At 38.0% G+C, this 16,295-nt stretch carries 11 protein-coding genes and 1 pseudogene; 6 read left to right on the top strand and 6 right to left on the bottom strand.

All coding sequences use genetic code 11. The features are described 5' to 3' along the window. Positions 1-468: 468 nt before the first annotated feature. Positions 469-1,363 (top strand): annotated as a pseudogene (locus tag BFP77_RS14950) (IS1595 family transposase). A gap of 236 nt (positions 1,364-1,599) precedes the next feature. On the opposite strand, the gene BFP77_RS14945 reads toward BFP77_RS14950, so the two are convergent. The 4 genes from BFP77_RS14945 to BFP77_RS14930 all read right to left on the bottom strand — a co-directional run bounded on the left by BFP77_RS14945 (position 1,600) and on the right by BFP77_RS14930 (position 6,909). Beyond that, the gene (locus BFP77_RS14945; protein WP_099574844.1) at positions 1,600-2,880 is read right to left on the bottom strand and encodes a nucleotide sugar dehydrogenase; all 1,281 of its coding nucleotides are present in this window, start codon (positions 2,878-2,880) and stop codon (positions 1,600-1,602) included. A 392-nt stretch (positions 2,881-3,272) separates the two neighbouring features. Next, complete coding sequence (locus tag BFP77_RS14940; protein WP_099574843.1) at positions 3,273-4,268, bottom strand: SDR family oxidoreductase; 996 nt, start codon at positions 4,266-4,268, stop codon at positions 3,273-3,275. A 212-nt stretch (positions 4,269-4,480) separates the two neighbouring features. Then, on the bottom strand, positions 4,481-5,515 hold the full coding sequence (locus BFP77_RS14935) for an NAD-dependent epimerase (RefSeq protein ID WP_099574842.1): 1,035 nt from the start codon (positions 5,513-5,515) through the stop codon (positions 4,481-4,483). Further along, the gene (locus BFP77_RS14930) at positions 5,512-6,909 is read right to left on the bottom strand and encodes a nucleotide sugar dehydrogenase (RefSeq protein WP_099574841.1); all 1,398 of its coding nucleotides are present in this window, start codon (positions 6,907-6,909) and stop codon (positions 5,512-5,514) included. Before BFP77_RS14930 ends, BFP77_RS14935 begins: the two co-directional genes overlap by 4 nt. Positions 6,910-7,336: 427 nt before the next feature. Here BFP77_RS14930 and BFP77_RS14925 point away from each other — a divergent pair, with 427 nt between their 5' ends. The 4 genes from BFP77_RS14925 to BFP77_RS14910 are packed head-to-tail and all read left to right on the top strand — an operon-like array spanning position 7,337 to position 13,573. After that, positions 7,337-8,425, top strand: coding sequence for a DegT/DnrJ/EryC1/StrS family aminotransferase (locus BFP77_RS14925; protein WP_099574858.1), 1,089 nt, complete (start codon positions 7,337-7,339; stop codon positions 8,423-8,425). Further along, positions 8,422-10,353, top strand: coding sequence for a polysaccharide biosynthesis protein (locus BFP77_RS14920; RefSeq protein WP_099574840.1), 1,932 nt, complete (start codon positions 8,422-8,424; stop codon positions 10,351-10,353). The genes BFP77_RS14925 and BFP77_RS14920 overlap by 4 nt, the downstream gene beginning before the upstream one ends. 27 nt (positions 10,354-10,380) lie before the next feature. Next, on the top strand, positions 10,381-11,166 hold the full coding sequence (locus BFP77_RS14915) for a polysaccharide biosynthesis/export family protein (RefSeq protein ID WP_099574839.1): 786 nt from the start codon (positions 10,381-10,383) through the stop codon (positions 11,164-11,166). A 37-nt stretch (positions 11,167-11,203) separates the two neighbouring features. After that, positions 11,204-13,573 carry a GumC family protein gene (locus tag BFP77_RS14910; RefSeq protein ID WP_099574838.1) on the top strand — a complete coding sequence of 790 codons (2,370 nt, stop codon included), beginning with the start codon at positions 11,204-11,206 and terminating at the stop codon, positions 13,571-13,573. Between the two features lie 6 nt (positions 13,574-13,579). Here the strand turns inward: BFP77_RS14910 and BFP77_RS14905 are convergent, their stop codons facing one another. Next, positions 13,580-14,320 (bottom strand): tyrosine-protein phosphatase, encoded by a 741-nt coding sequence (locus BFP77_RS14905; protein WP_099574837.1) that lies wholly within the window; start codon positions 14,318-14,320, stop codon positions 13,580-13,582. 49 nt (positions 14,321-14,369) lie between these two features. Beyond that, positions 14,370-15,740 carry a tRNA uridine-5-carboxymethylaminomethyl(34) synthesis GTPase MnmE gene (gene mnmE, locus BFP77_RS14900; RefSeq protein ID WP_099574836.1) on the bottom strand — a complete coding sequence of 457 codons (1,371 nt, stop codon included), beginning with the start codon at positions 15,738-15,740 and terminating at the stop codon, positions 14,370-14,372. Between the two features lie 117 nt (positions 15,741-15,857). Here mnmE and BFP77_RS14895 point away from each other — a divergent pair, with 117 nt between their 5' ends. Next, on the top strand, positions 15,858-16,277 hold the full coding sequence (locus BFP77_RS14895; protein ID WP_099574835.1) for a hypothetical protein: 420 nt from the start codon (positions 15,858-15,860) through the stop codon (positions 16,275-16,277). Positions 16,278-16,295: the final 18 nt, after the last annotated feature.

Below are 16,295 nucleotides of genomic sequence, written 5' to 3'. Positions count from 1 at the left end.
CGATTTGGGTTTGAGTAAATCCGACTTGTAAAAGACTCTGAATTTGATACCTTTGAGATAGGGTCAATTGTTTGTAATGTTTCATGCAAGATCAATATAAATATTGAACCTAAAATACTTGGGGCTAGCCCCAAGTATTTTAAATATGCATGTTGCACTTATGACTTGAACTTAGAAAATACTTTATTAGTTTTGAAAGAAGATTTTAGGGTTTTAAAACCAATCTCACGATAACGACTTGTAGCCTTACCCGTTTTAGGACATCGATAAATTCATAAAAATATCTTTATTGACCTTATCTGGTCTTTATTTGGATAGAGTACTATATTAAATTAAAATCATTACTGTTTGTTGTAAGGTTTTAAGACTTCGAGTTAAAAAACGACCTTTATTTTTTACTTAGTAATATTTTTGTTTAGAGGTCAGAATTTAAATACGTATGTTAAGTGTTAGTAAATATATCAAATTATGGACATATTCAAGGGACAAAATCTTCTAGAGTTTGCTGAACACTTTAAAACAGATGAAGATTGCAAAGCATATTTGGTATCTATCAAATCAAAAACGGACTATAAATGCACGCGTTGTAACCATAATGCCTACCAAAAACGCAAAGATTTTTCAAGGCAATGTAACATCTGCCGCCACATAGAGTCGGCTACTGCCAATACGCTTTTCCACAAAGTAAAATTTGGCGTGCGCAAAGCATTCTTTATATGCTTTGAAATGGCGACAACTACAAAGAGTTTATCAGCAAGTTACATGGCTGTACGCTATGGCGTAACTGAAAAGACGGCAAGACTTTTTATGCTTAAGGTCAGGGAAGCTATGGTATCGAGCCAAAATCATCCTATGGATGGTGATGTTCACGTTGACGAATTTGTCTTGGGCGGCAAGGATGAAGGCAAAACAGGTAGAAGCCATGACAGTAAGAAAAAGAAAGCGGTTACAGCAATTCAACTCACAAAAGATGGTAAGGTAAAGAGAATGTATGCGATGAAAACAGATGACTTTTCAGCAGAATCCCTACAGTACATGTTCATTAATCATATAAGTCGAGACGCTAAGGTAACAACCGACAAATGGAGAGGTTATAGGCCAATTTCAAAAGTTTACGACATTACCCAAATCGAGAGCAATAAGGGGTATGGATTTTAAGGTGCTACATACAATGATACATCAGGTTAAATCTTGGATAAGGACAACCTATTCCCGGGTAAGTGAAGCTAATCCGAACAGGTATTTTAATGAGTTCACTTTCAGAATAAATAGGTCACAAAATAAAGAAACAATATTCAATAATTTAATAACCAAAATGGTCAATAGTGAGATTATATACCAATCCAAATTAATAAGTAACTAACTACTGACTTCTATTTTTTGTTTTTAAATCGTTTAAGGGAGAAAATTTAAAACGGACTTTTTCATGTTTCGTATCCTCATACCAATAGCTCGGCACCTCATGTAATGGAATCTTCTGGGAAAATCCTTACCGAGTCACCAAAAGTTTGAATTTTGAGTTGATAATATTCGTAAGGTGACTTATTTTGTCCTTTAATGGATTGGTGTTTAACTTTTAGCTCAAGTTTAAGGTGGTCACTATAGTCTACCGTCTACCTCTTCCGTAAGAATCCCTTTTACATCATAGATAACGCCCGTATCCGCCAACATATTTTGTAAGGACAACGCTAAAAATTCTTTATGTGCAACGGTGAGTACAATGGCATCGAATTTTTGTTCCGGCAAGGTGTTCGTAACCTCTAACTTGTATTCGTGTATTACTTCCTTTGGGCTGGCCCAAGGGTCGTAAATGGTTACATTTGAACCGTAACTTGCTAAATTGTTGATGACATCTACAGCCTTGGTGTTTCGTACGTCCGGGCAATTTTCTTTGAAGGTAATTCCTAAGACCAGAATGTTACTGCCTTTAATTTTGATATCTTTCTGTACCATGAGTTTTACCACTTCGGAGGCGACATATTTTCCCATAGTGTCGTTCATGCGACGCCCGGCCAAAATAATCTCGGGGTGGTAGCCAAACTCTTGTGCTTTCTGCGCCAAGTAATAGGGGTCTACCCCAATACAATGACCGCCCACCAAGCCTGGTTTAAAGGGTAAAAAGTTCCATTTGGTACCTGCCGCTTCCAATACTTGATGGGTGTCAATACCCATCAGATTGAAGATTTTTGCCAATTCGTTCACAAAGGCGATGTTGATATCCCGTTGCGAATTTTCGATTACTTTTGCCGCTTCGGCCACTTTTATACTTGGGGCCAAATGGGTGCCGGCACTGATGACAGAAGCATATAGGGCATCCACCTGTTTGCCCACCTCGGGGGTGGAGCCACTGGTCACCTTTAATATTTTTTCTACGGTATGTTCCTTATCGCCCGGGTTGATACGTTCCGGAGAGTAGCCTGCAAAGAAATCTACATTAAACTTGAGACCACTTATTTTTTCCAATACAGGAATACATTCATCCTCGGTAACCCCAGGGTATACCGTAGATTCGTAAATGACGGTATCGCCTTTTTTCAAGACCTGTGCCACGGTTTCACTGGCCTTGTACAAAGGGGTAAGGATGGGACGGTTGGTGCTGTCTACCGGTGTGGGAACGGTAACGATATAATAGGTACAGTTCGCAATATCCGACAGTTGGTCCGAGCAGAACAAGCCCGTTTCCATGTTGTTCGTTTGCTGTAATACACCTTGTAGGGTTGCATCATCCACTTCCAATGTGCTATCGTGGCCCGACATTAATTCTTGTACCCGAGGCGTATAGATGTCAAATCCGACTACGGGATATTTGGTAGCGAAGAGTCGTGCCAAAGGCAATCCTACATATCCTAATCCGATAATGGCAATTTTTATGTTGTTCATGGTTGTTATGCTATGCGCTTATCACTTTTTATGTTTCGCTGTTTTTACTAATATTATTGTTAACGTTGTTGTTAGGTGTTTGGTACTCTATATTTTAAATTTTTTGTCAAACCCATTAATTTTTAATTATAAACTACTGCTGTTTCTTTTTATAGCCAACCGATTCTTTAATTTAGTCTCATTCAAAAAATCAAAAAGGCCAGTCTTTCTCACAAGTGTCGCTTCGAGTGGGTTTTGCGACCTTTTTTGGAGTAAAAATTGTATCGAGAAGCTTTTTGGTAGTGAAGGTTCTCGATACAAAACCACTTTCAGGGTTTCACTCGAACTGACAATTTTTGTTATATTAGGTTTCTACTGCACAAGATCAATTATTACATTTAATTTTTTACTGTTCACTCCCTAAGATTTTTCCAATACCAATCTACAGCTTCCTTCAATCCCCTTTTAATGTCAAATTTAGGGTCATAGCCTAACATTTTTTTTGCTTTGTCTATGGAGGCTAGGGAATGTGGAACATCACCTGCGCGTTGTGGTCCGTAAATCGTTTCGATTCCCGCTATTTTTGAGTCGTAGGAACTCAGGTATTCTTTAAGGAGTGCTACTAATTCCTTTAAGTCCGTTCGTTCCCCGTAAGCCGTATTGTATACCGTATTTACCGTTTCTGGATTCGTCGTGGTCATGGCACGAACGTTCATTTGTATCACATTGTCTATATAGGTAAAATCGCGAGAAAAACTACCGTCCCCGTTTACGACGGGGGATTCGTGTGCCATTAACTGCATTACAAATTTTGGAATAACGGCAGCGTAAGCTCCATTGGGGTCTTGTTTACGGCCAAATACGTTAAAATAGCGCAGACCGATGGTTTCGATCCCGTATGTTTTGGCGAAAACATTGGCATACAGTTCGTTTACATATTTGGTAATGGCATACGGGGATAATGGTTTACCGATAACTTCTTCTACCTTGGGCATGGAAGTAGAATCCCCGTAGGTGGAGGAACTAGCGGCATAGACCATACGCTTTACCTTGGCATCCCTAGCGGCCACCAACATATTTAGAAATCCGGATACATTTACGTCATTACTGGTTATTGGGTCGTTAATGGAACGTGGTACCGAGCCCAAGGCAGCTTGGTGTAAAATATAGTCTACACCTTCACAGGCTTTCTGGCAGTCGGCTAGGTTTCGTATGTCCCCTTCTAGTAAGGTAAACTTTGCATCGTTGGCAAAAGCAGTTAAGTTTTCCCGTTTTCCTGTGGCGAAATTATCCAAGCAGGTTACTTTGTTTCCATTCTCCAATAGTGCTTCACAGAGATTGGAGCCTATAAATCCCGCGCCCCCAGTAACTAAAATGTGGAGGTCAGGCGATAGATTATATGTTTTCATTCTAAAATTATTTTGGGTCGCAAAGATGTATAATTAACTGTAAAATTACGAACAATGTATATGAAGGTAACGGTATATCCGATGAATTAAAAAAAGTTACTATTTATCCAATGATAAATAACAAGAACCCTACAGTACAAAAAAATATTAATAATTTAGCTCTTACTAATTTAAGTTGGTGATAGTTGGTAAAGAACAGTAGTTGTTTTTACCTAAGGAATCACTTGCACGTTATAAAAATCGGTATACCAGTCTACGAAACGTTGTACACCCTCTTTTATTGGTGTATTGGGCCTATATCCATAATCGGCAATAAGGTCGTCTACATTGGCCCAGGTCTTTTCTACATCGCCAGGCTGCATGGCCATCATATCTTTTGTTGCTGTGGTTTCCAAGCTGTCTTCAATGGCCGCTATGAAGTCCATTAACTTTACGGACTTGCTATTACCTATATTGTAGACTTTGTAAAGCGCAGTTTTATCTATTGTGTCGTCTATGGATGTTTCTAAAATCCGTACGACGCCTTCAGTAATATCGTCTATATAAGTAAAGTCCCTTTCCAGTTTTCCTTGGTTGAATACTTTAATGGGCTTGCCCTTGATAATGGCATCGGTAAAGAGGAACATGGCCATATCGGGTCGTCCCCAGGGGCCGTACACGGTAAAGAAGCGCAATCCTGTGGTCTTAAAGCCGTATAAATGACTGTAGGAATGTGCCATTAATTCATTGCTTTTTTTAGTGGCCGCATACAGACTTACCGGATGGTCTACCGAGTCGGTAGTTTCAAAGGGAATTTTTTCATTGAGGCCGTAGACACTAGAGCTACTGGCATAGACCAGGTGTTTTATATTGTGGTGGCGACAACATTCCAGTATGTTCAAAAAACCCACCACATTACTATCAATATAGGCTTCTGGGTTTTCCAAGCTGTAGCGCACTCCTGCCTGTGCTGCAAGATTGCAGACGACATCAAAACCCTGGTCCTTGAACAATTTGGGCAATGCCTCCCGGTCTTCCAAGCCCATACGGACAAAGGAAAAAGCGGGATGGGTGCTACTTGACAACACCCCAGCTGTTTGGGCATCCGATTTGGCAATTCCCAGTTCTTGAAGCCGGGCATATTTTAAGTTTACATCATAATAATCGTTGATGTTATCCAGACCTACCACTGTATGGCCTTTGCCAAGTAGCACTTTGGCTACGAAAAAACCAATAAATCCTGCTGCTCCGGTTACTAAAGTTTTCATGATTGCCCTATTTTGTAGTAGTTAAAGCCGATGGCTTTCATTTCGTCCGTTTTTAATATCCGTCGGCCATCAAAGACAAAGGCAGGTTTTAGCATTTGGGAGTAGATTTTCTCCCAATCATAGCCCTTAAACTCATCCCACTCCGTTAAAATGGCAATGGCATGGGCATCGGTCGTGATAGCAATAGGGTCCTTGGCCACGGTAAGCAGGCGTCGGTTTTCTTCTGGACTCCTCGTATTCAAATAATCTAGGTCTTGGTATATGCGGCTTTCGGTTACTTTAGGGTCATATACGATGACCTCCGCATGTTCCTCCATAAGGGCATTGGCTACATGAATCGCGGCAGACTCCCTAGTGTCATTGGTATCTTTTTTAAAGGCCCAACCATAGATGACTATTTTTTTGCCGGAAATGGTGTTGTACAAGGTACTGATGATGTGCTCTACAAAGCGACTTTTTTGGTAATCGTTCATGATGATGACCTGTTCCCAATAATCGGCCACTTCTTGCAGGCCAAAACTACGGGCAATGTAGACGAGGTTCAATATATCCTTCTGAAAACAGGAACCCCCAAAACCAACGGAGGCATTCAGGAATTTGGGTCCGATACGACTATCGAAACCAATGGCCCTTGAAATTTCCTGAATGTTGGCATCGGTCTTTTCGCAAAGGGCCGAAATAGAATTGATAGAGGATACCCGCTGCGCCAAAAAGGCATTGGCTACGAGCTTGGAAAGTTCAGAGGACCAAATGTTAGTTTGTAAAATACGTTCCTTCGGTAGCCAGTTTTCATAAATGGCACTCAAGGCATCCTTGGCGTCTTGTCCCGTGGGCGTTTCATTCCCGCCAATTAGGACGCGGTCCGCATGGATAAGGTCATCTATAGCGGTACCTTCGGCCAAAAACTCCGGATTCGAAAGAATTTCAAAATGTACCCCATCGCCCGTATTGTCCAAAATATTCTGAATGGCTTGGGCCGTGCGTACGGGGAGCGTGGACTTTTCGACCACTATCTTATCGGTTTTGGATACCTTGGCGATATTACGGGCACAAAGTTCTACGAATTTGAGGTCGGCGGCCTGTCCTTTTCCTTTTCCGTAGGTTTTGGTAGGGGTATTCACCGATATAAAAATCATTTGTGCCTCGTCTATGGCGCGGTCTACTTCGTTAGAAAAAAATAGGTTTTTTCCTCGGCTTTCCGCAACAATTTCTTTGAGTCCCGGTTCATAGATAGGTAATTGATCTAAATCTTCGGTATTCCACTGATCAATACGGTCTTGATTGATGTCTACCACCGTTACTTGAATATGTGGACATTTATTGGCGATGACGGACATCGTGGGCCCACCTACATAACCTGCTCCGATACAACAGATGTTAGTTATTTTCTGCATGTTGATCTCTTAATCTATTTAATTTGAAATATGAATTCTTAAAACCATCTTTACTGTATACTTTAATAGTTTCTAAGGCCCTGAATGAAACGGGATTTGTCGAATTAGACTATTTATTTTGTTTCATTCTTTGAAGCTTCCAGGCTTCAATACCATCTGCAAAGATTACATAATAATGGGCTAAATAAAAATATATTTTAGTCAAACCACATATCTATAAGGTTGTATGGTACGGTATGGTTTTATTGTTTGAATTACAAAAGTCTTCCATTAACCGATGATTATCGAAGATTAAACGAAATTGCATAAGAAAATACTTCTTTATTTGAAACTATACTTAATTTCGTACTCAGTTAACCCCAACCTAATTTTTTAAGTTTTGAAAACAGTGAACATTCCTACAAAAATATGGCTTTCCTCTCCGCATATGGGTGGGAACGAAGAAAAATATGTATCTGAGGCTTTTGCTACAAATTGGATAGCTCCTTTAGGACCACATGTTAATGCCTTTGAGTCTTCCATACGTGAAGAGCTCGGTAGTGGCGTACATGCAGCCGCGCTAAGTTCCGGAACTGCCGCTATCCATCTTGGATTACAAATTCTTGGTGTTTCGCATGGCGATGAGGTATTGTGCCAGAGCTTTACATTTTCTGCATCCGCAAACCCTATTACTTATTTGGGGGCAAAACCTGTTTTTATAGATAGCGAACGTAGTACTTGGAATATGTCTCCGATGCTACTACGAGAAGCCATAGAGCATAGAATATCCAATTTTAAGAAACCTAAAGCCATATTAGCTGTGCATTTATATGGTATGCCCTATAATGTGGACGCCATACAACAAATTGCAGACGAATATGATATTCCTGTTTTGGAAGACAGCGCGGAAGCACTAGGAAGCTCTTGTAATGGGCTTTCTTGTGGAACCTTTGGTACAATTGGCGTACTATCTTTTAATGGAAACAAAATTATTACGACCTCAGGAGGCGGAGCTTTGCTATCCAAAAATAAGACCTACACGGAAAAAGCCATTTTTCTTGCGACACAGGCAAGGGATGAAGCTCCACATTATCAACATTCTCATATTGGCTACAACTATCGCATGAGTAATGTATTAGCAGGAATAGGTCGCGGACAAATGGAAGTACTTAAGGATAGAGTGGCTGCCCGAAGAAAAAACTATGAGTATTATGTGGGCCACTTAGGAAATATGGAATCATTGGAATTCTTAGCTGAACCCGAGGGTTACCGTTCTAATCGATGGCTCAGTTGCTTACTTACGCCTTCTTTTGAACATCGGGAAAAGATTCGGTTAGCTCTGCAAAAAAAGGATATTGAATCTAGACCTCTATGGAAACCTTTGCACCTGCAGCCTATTTTTGAGCAGGAATTGAATTTTTTAGATGGAACTTCATTAGATTTGTTCAATCGTGGTCTTTGTTTGCCAAGTGGTTCTAACTTAGTCGAAGCCGACTTGGAACTCATTGTTAATATCATAAAAACAACCTTATCATGATACAGAAATTTGTAACCGATAATGCACAGCGCTATGCCTCTAAATGGCTAGTTTTGTGCATTGATCTCATTACAGTTGCTTTTTCTTTTATTCTATCCTACCTTATACGATTTAACCTAACTTTCGATTTTGACGTCAGTAATTTGGTTCTACAGCTACCCCTTGTAGTTGGTATAGCATTGGTTTCATTTTTGTTCGTAGGTTCTTACAAAGGTGTAGTGCGACATACAGGTGTACGTGATGTTTATAATATCTTCAACGCCATCTGCTTATCTAGTATTATGGTAATATTTGTGGTTATCTCTAACAGGCAATTTGACCTTCTCCCACAGTTTACCATTCCAATTTCTATTATAATAGTAAATAGCTTAATAAGTTTTATTTCCCTTACTTCTTCTAGATACGTTTTTAAATCGCTTTATAATCAAATAAGCGGTGATTTAATGACTTCAAAAAACGTTTTGATATACGGAGCTGGTGATTCGGGTATTTTAACCTATGGAGCTCTGACCAATCATTCGAAGGGAAATGTTAAGGTGATAGGCTTTATAGATAGGGATCAAAAAAAGGTAGGTAAGCGTATCAATGGTGTTCCTGTATACACCAAAGCTATTTTGAATGCAAAATTTTTATCAAAGAATAATATTAAGGAGGTTATCTTTTCAATTCAAAATATAGATGCGAAAAAATTAAGAAATACAGTTGAAGGCCTGGTAGAGTTTCCGGTAACCGTCAAAATAGTCCCACCTATAGAGAATTGGATTAATGGCAAACTAAATGCTGCTCAGATCAAGGAGGTACAAATCGAAGATTTATTGGATAGGGCACCAATACAAATAAAGAACAGTAAGATAGCTTTGGAATTAATGGACAAGTGTGTTATGGTGACTGGAGGTGCGGGTTCTATTGGTAGTGAAATCGTACGCCAAATATGTACCTACTCCTATAAATCTTTAATTGTTATAGATCAAGCAGAATCTGCACTTTATGATTTACAACAGGAGCTTAAACAAAACGGTTTCCATAATTTCATTCCTATAGTTGGTGATATCCGTGACAAGAATAGATTGAACCTTATTTTTGAAGAATATAAGCCAGATATCGTTTTTCACGCTGCTGCGTATAAACATGTACCTTTAATGGAGTACAATTCTTATGAGGCAATAAAAATTAATATTGGGGGTACAAAAGCCGTTGCGGACCTGTCCATAGTGCACGGAGTAGAGAAATTCGTTTTTGTATCGACCGATAAAGCGGTCAATCCAACGAATGTCATGGGAGCGAGTAAACGTATTGCTGAAATGTACATTAGTTGTATGCAAAAAGAGAGAAAAACGAAGTTCATTACTACACGTTTCGGTAATGTTCTTGGTTCTAACGGATCTGTCATTCCTTTGTTCAGAAAACAAATTGAGAAAGGTGGTCCGCTTACCCTAACCCATAAAGATATTACACGATACTTTATGACGATACCTGAAGCATCGCAATTAGTTCTGGAAGCGGGAGCCATGGGTGAAGGAGGAGAAATTTTTATATTTGATATGGGGGAATCGGTTAAAATATATGATTTGGCAAAAAATATGATTCGTTTATCTGGATTGCGTTATCCCGAGGATATCGATATCAAGATAACGGGTTTACGTCCTGGTGAAAAATTATATGAGGAATTGCTAGCAAATGGAGAAAACACCTTACCAACTTATCATAAAAAAATTAAAATTAGTAAGGTTAGAGATCAAGATTTTGCAAAGACCCGTTCAAAAATTGATGAATTATGTATTACCAATATGTTCTTTAATGGAAATACAGTAGAATTAATGAAGAAAATTGTTCCTGAATTTGTGTCTAAAAATTCCGATTTTTGTGAATTGGACTACAAAAAGAAAATATCGGGTCCAAATAAAAAATTAAAAATAGTACAACCTTAATTTAAATAATCACTAACTATTTGTAATATGTCAAAAAAACTTGATTCCCACGGGAAATTTTTTATTATTTGCATACTTTGCTTTTTAATTTTTTCTTGCGCCTCTCGCAAAGAGGTAGTTTATTTTCAGGATACTCAGAATTATGAGACTATAGTAAGCGATAATTCCTATGCTTATAAATTCAAGGTAGATGATGTATTAAGTATCAACGTTTCTACGTTGGATGCAGAGGCAAGTATTCCTTTTAACTTAGTGAGTCCACCTTTGGGTCAGGGTCAAGGTTTTGGGCAACAACAATTGATTGATTATATAGTCAACAAAGACGGAAACATCGATTTTCCTGTTCTAGGTCCTGTAAATATTCTAGGACTAACGCCAAACGAAACAAAAGAACTTTTGAAGGAAAAACTTAAAGTGTATTTAAAAGACCCTATCATTAATATTAGACTTCGAAATTTTTCCGTGACCATCCTAGGTGAGGTAAACCGACCCGGAACCTACATTGTGAATGGCGAGCAGATTACCATTTTAGAGGCTTTAGGTCTCGCGGGTGATTTAAACATTAAGGGAAAGCGGGAGAATATTCTCGTTATCCGTGATTTTAATGGCACGAAAGTATCACAGCGAGTTGATTTAACAAAAAAGGAAACCTTAAATTCCCCAGTATATTATCTAACACAAAATGATGTGATTTATGTAGAACCAAATAAATCTGGAATAACGGCCTCATCATTAGATAACAGAGCTGGTATCGCAATTTCTATAGCATCTTTAATTATTACTTCTACAGTAATTATACTATCTAGAAATTAAGATTCTACTTCAATATATATCTTAAACCTAAAGTTGCATGAGTTTTATAGAAAATAAAAATGATTTGAAAAGTATTATTCAAGTCTATTCCAAGCATTGGAAATGGTTTGCGATGGCAGCAATTGTTGCATTAGTTATAGCATTTATAAAAATAAGATATACTATACCTGAGTATTTGGTTACTTCTCAGATTCAAATCGTACAAGATCAAAATTCGACAAATGAATTGAGTTTGTTTAAAGAGTTGGATGTTTTCTCGGGGGGGTCTAAAGAAGTAGCTGACGAAATTCAAATTCTGGGATCGCGGGCCAATTTTATTGATATGGTCAAAGAATTGAAGATTAACATTAGTTTTACTGCCTTAGGTAATGTAATAGATTCAGAAGTTTACGGATCACCTCCGGTTAAGCTTAGTTTTATGGCAAATGATTCCGTTATAAGCAAAACAAATCATAGTTTCTTTATCGAGTACATATCAGCAACTAAGTATGGTTTTTCCGAATCTATAGATATTCCTGATGGGGAATATACTTTTGGTGATGCGGTACCTTCTTCAATAGGAAATATCGTAATCACTCCAAATGTTGATAACCCTAAATCACAGGTGGGTAAACGATATAAGATAAGTATTGTTCCCGTAGAGCGTTTGGCCGTTGCTTATAAAACTAGCGTAAGTATCCTAGTAAACGAAGAGTTTTCGAACATAATAGACATTTCAATGACTAGCAAGGTGCCCCGAAAAGCTAAAGATGTCATAAATAAGTTAATAGATATATACAATCGCAATGCGGTGGAAAATAAAAGAAGTATTGCAAATACTACATCAGATTTTATCGACAATCGTATAAAAATGATTTCTGGAACACTGAGTGATGTGGATAAAGATGCACAAGAAATGTTAACCGAAAAAGGGATGACGGGCAGCGGACTTGAAGTTGGGGCTGCGGTACAAGTGAGTGCTGCCAGCAGACAAAGTTTGGACAATGCAAGAAATCAACTCCAAATGGTGAACGGTCTTAAGGATTATATTAACGGTGAGGTCGGTTATGAAGAAATACCAGTGGTTGATGTAGGGAGTGGAGCACTATCTTCTGCTACGGCACAATACAATCAACTGGTAGCGGAACGAAAACGGCTACTGCAAAGCGCTGATGAGCAAAACCCCATTATTGTAAGTTTAGACCAACAGCTAAATGGATTAAAAAGTACCATGGCATCCAGTTTAAATGCGTTAGAGACTAACGTGGGTATGAGTGTGAGCACTCTTCAAAATCAGTTAGGACGTATTCAAGGAACGATATATTCTGCTCCCCAAAACCAAAAGGAGTTACGTGATATTACTAGAAAGCAAGAAACTACAGAATCCTTATATCTTTATTTGTTACAAAAACGTGAAGAATCACAGATTGCGTTTGCTTCCGCTGCGCCAAGGTCAAATATTATTGATAAAGCCTATTTGGCAAGTCCGAATCCTGTCAAACCAAAAAAGGCCATTACTTATTTAGCCGCCTTAATTTTGGGGCTTATAGTTCCTTTTTCTATTATCTACGCGAAAGATATATTGGACACTAAAATTCACAATAAACATAGTCTTGAAAAAATTTCTAAAGATATACCAGTTCTTGGCGAGCTACCAAGGTTGGGAAAAAAGGACAAGAAACTTATTGTTAAAGACGATCGATCGGTTCTGGCGGAAGCCTTGAGAATACTACGTACTAATCTGGATTATCTAATAAACACTAAAAGCGGACCATCTGTTAAGAAGGGTAATAAAATTTTCATTACGTCAAGTGTTTCTGGAGAGGGCAAAACTTTTATTTCTACCAATCTCGCAATGATTTTAGCAAGTACCAATAAAAAAGTTCTTTTGATAGGTGCCGATATTAGAAATCCAAAATTTTATACCTTTTTTATTTCTGACTCTGTAGATAAAATGAAAAGATCGGAGCGGAATAAAGATGCTGGTCTTACTGACTATCTATTTAATAGTGCTATTAAGTGTAAGGACATTATAAACCCTATGTTGGTGCATCATAACACGATTGATGTAATTTATTCAGGAAAAATACCACCAAACCCGGCTGAGTTATTAATGAGCCCAAGAGTCGATGAATTACTCACCGAAGTTTCTCAAGATTATGATTATGTCATAGTTGATACGGCCCCATTAATGGTAGTGAGTGATACGCTATTAATTAGTCAGTATGCAGATCATATGATATATGTGACAAGAGCAGGCGTTACGGAAACAAACGCTGTTCATTTTCCAATACAATTGAAAAATGAAGGTAAAATAAAGAATGTTTCCTTTGTCGTAAATGATGTGAGTATTGACAATTTGGGTTATGGTGGCAAATATGGTTATGGATATAGCGAAACAATCAAGAAACCATGGTGGAAATTTTAGTAACGCCTAACGAAAATTAAAAGTAGTTTTTTCAATAATAGGCACAATTTGATTCAACACCTTGGTATTTAGCTTAATTTCATTTAGAGCTTTCAACTGTCTTTTATTATGTATATCTGTGGCTAGGAAATCTATATGACCAGACTGAAGTAATTCAAAGGCTGCTTTTTGTACATTTTTTCCATAATATTCTGATAATGATAGTAAATTTAATTGCATCAATAATCCTTTTTTTCGGTAGATAGAATAAGTGCTCTTTTTTTCGTGCAAAAAGACATATCGTTCGGGGTGGGCTAGAATAGGATAATATTTCTTGAGCGCTATTTTTTCTACAGAATCTAATAGATTAAGTGACGGTTGTAAATACGACATTTCAATTAGAAGATAGTTGTTCGCCAAGGGCATTGTTTTTTTTTCTTCTAAAATAGACTCGAAATTTGAATCGATCATGTGTTCGGCGGCCACACGAATATTAAACCCGTTTAAATTACTCATTTTTAAGCCATTCTCTAAAACGGCTAAAGATTTATTTATGGTCTTTGGAGTATTGGGGTAATAATTCTCCATAATATGAGGGGTGCATATAAAATCTCTCACCCCAAATTCAGCGAACGCTTTTAATAGGGCTATCGACTCTTCAACATTTTTGGCGCCATCATCAATACCTGGTAAGATGTGATTATGTATATCAACAAATCCCTCTAAATAATCGACTAAGTACTTTTTTTTTGAAAAAAAACTGAACATGTATAAAATTTGGAAAGTTAAATATACAACAAGCTTTTTTGAAGTGGTATTATTTTCCTATGCAGAAATTAGAAAAGATGTTTCCAAGTAAATCATCCGTAGAAACGCTTCCAGTGATTTCACCGAGGTGAAAAAGAGCTTCCCTAATATCAATCGCCATAAGGTCACTTGATAACTCCATATCCATGCCCTCTTTAACCTTGTGTATCGCTTCTAGGGCTTTTAATAAGGCATCATAATGCCTGTTATTGGTCACAATAGTATCATTCTTGCCCATTTGGCCAGTATTGGAAAGTGTCAATAATTTTTCTTTCAATTCCTCGATGCCCTTACCGTCTTTGGCGGATAATAGTACGAGGTCCTTAAATGAGTTTTTTAACTCTCTAGCTCTATCCTTTTTTACGGTATCTATTTTATTGGCTATAAGCAGAATGTTTTTGTCTGGATATTTATTCCGTAAAGCCTCAATCTCCGCTGCTTTGTCTTCAGAGGCCTCAAAAAGATAGATGACTAGCTGTGCCTGTTCAATTTTTTCGTAAGCTCTAGCAATACCTATTTGTTCTATTTTATCCTCTGTATTTCTTATGCCTGCGGTATCAATGAACCTGAAATTTACTCCACCGATAGCTATCTGGTCCTCAACAGTATCTCTTGTAGTTCCTGGAATATCGCTTACAATAGCTCTCTCTTCGTTCAAAATGGCGTTGAGGAGGGTAGACTTCCCCACATTGGGCTCACCTACTATGGCAATGGGAATACCATTTTTGATGACATTTCCAAGGGCAAATGAGTCTATTAACCCCTTTAGTACTTGGGTTATCTTATCTAGAAGAATATTAAATTGCGTTCTATCGGCGAATTCAACATCCTCTTGGGAAAAATCCAATTCTAGCTCAATGAGAGAGGCAAAGTTCAATAGTTCTTGCCTTAGGTTCTTAATCTCGTTACTAAATCCTCCCCGCATCTGCTGCATGGCAATTTGATGCGCTGCTTCGCTATCGCTAGCAATTAAATCCGCAACGGCTTCGGCCTGACTCAAATCCATCTTACCATTGAGGAAAGCCCTCATGGTAAATTCGCCAGCCGCCGCCATGCGACAACCGTTTCTCAAAAAAAGCTGAATAATTTGCTGTTGAATATAGACTGAGCCATGACATGAGATTTCAACCACATCTTCTCCGGTGTACGAATGTGGGTTTTTGAAAATAGAGACCAAAACCTGATCTAAAAATTTCTTACCATCAATAATATGTCCCAAGTGAATGGTGTGACTTTTTTGTTCTATTAGTTTCTTATTGATAACAGATTTAAAGTGTTTTGAGACTATATCGATAGCATGGCCCCCGGATATTCTTATTACGGCAATTGCGCCGGCTCCCGAAGGAGTTGCCAGTGCTATAATGGTATCATCTTGAATCATGATGTAAAAGTAAATAATTAATAAGGTAGCCTGTAGCGATTGAAAATAATTTTCGGTTCATCTATGGTTAATGATAATTATCTACATTAGTATAATAATTTTAAATTCTATAACTGCATGCAAAAGTTCAGGTACGCTTTATTCCTACTTTTATTCGGGGTCATAGTTTCTGGTTCTTACGGACAAATAAACGAGTCCACGGAAACTTCAGAGCAAGTAAAAATCCAAGAAGAGGAGGAGATGAAGGCTGTTAAACGTAAGGTTGAAAAAGCCAAAAAGGAAGATAAAAAACTTAAAAAGAAGAAGAAGCAAAAGGATAAAAGAGAAAAACTCTTGAAGACTATAGCCTCCTATAAGAAAGGAATAGCCAAGGATGAGAATCAAGTTCAGAAATTACAATCCAAATTAGAAAAGGGCAAGGCCAAAGGTAAATTGGCACCTGTGGACATAGATAAAATAAACAGTAAGGTCTTGAAACTGAATGCCAAAATCGCCAAGAATAAATTAAAGTTAGAAAAGCTTCTGAAGAAGGTTTAATATTAATTCTTAGGAAAA

Source organism: Maribacter sp. 4U21 (assembly GCF_002742365.1).
Taxonomy (GTDB): Bacteria; Bacteroidota; Bacteroidia; order Flavobacteriales; family Flavobacteriaceae; genus Maribacter.
This window is presented reverse-complemented; position numbering and strand designations above follow the sequence as displayed.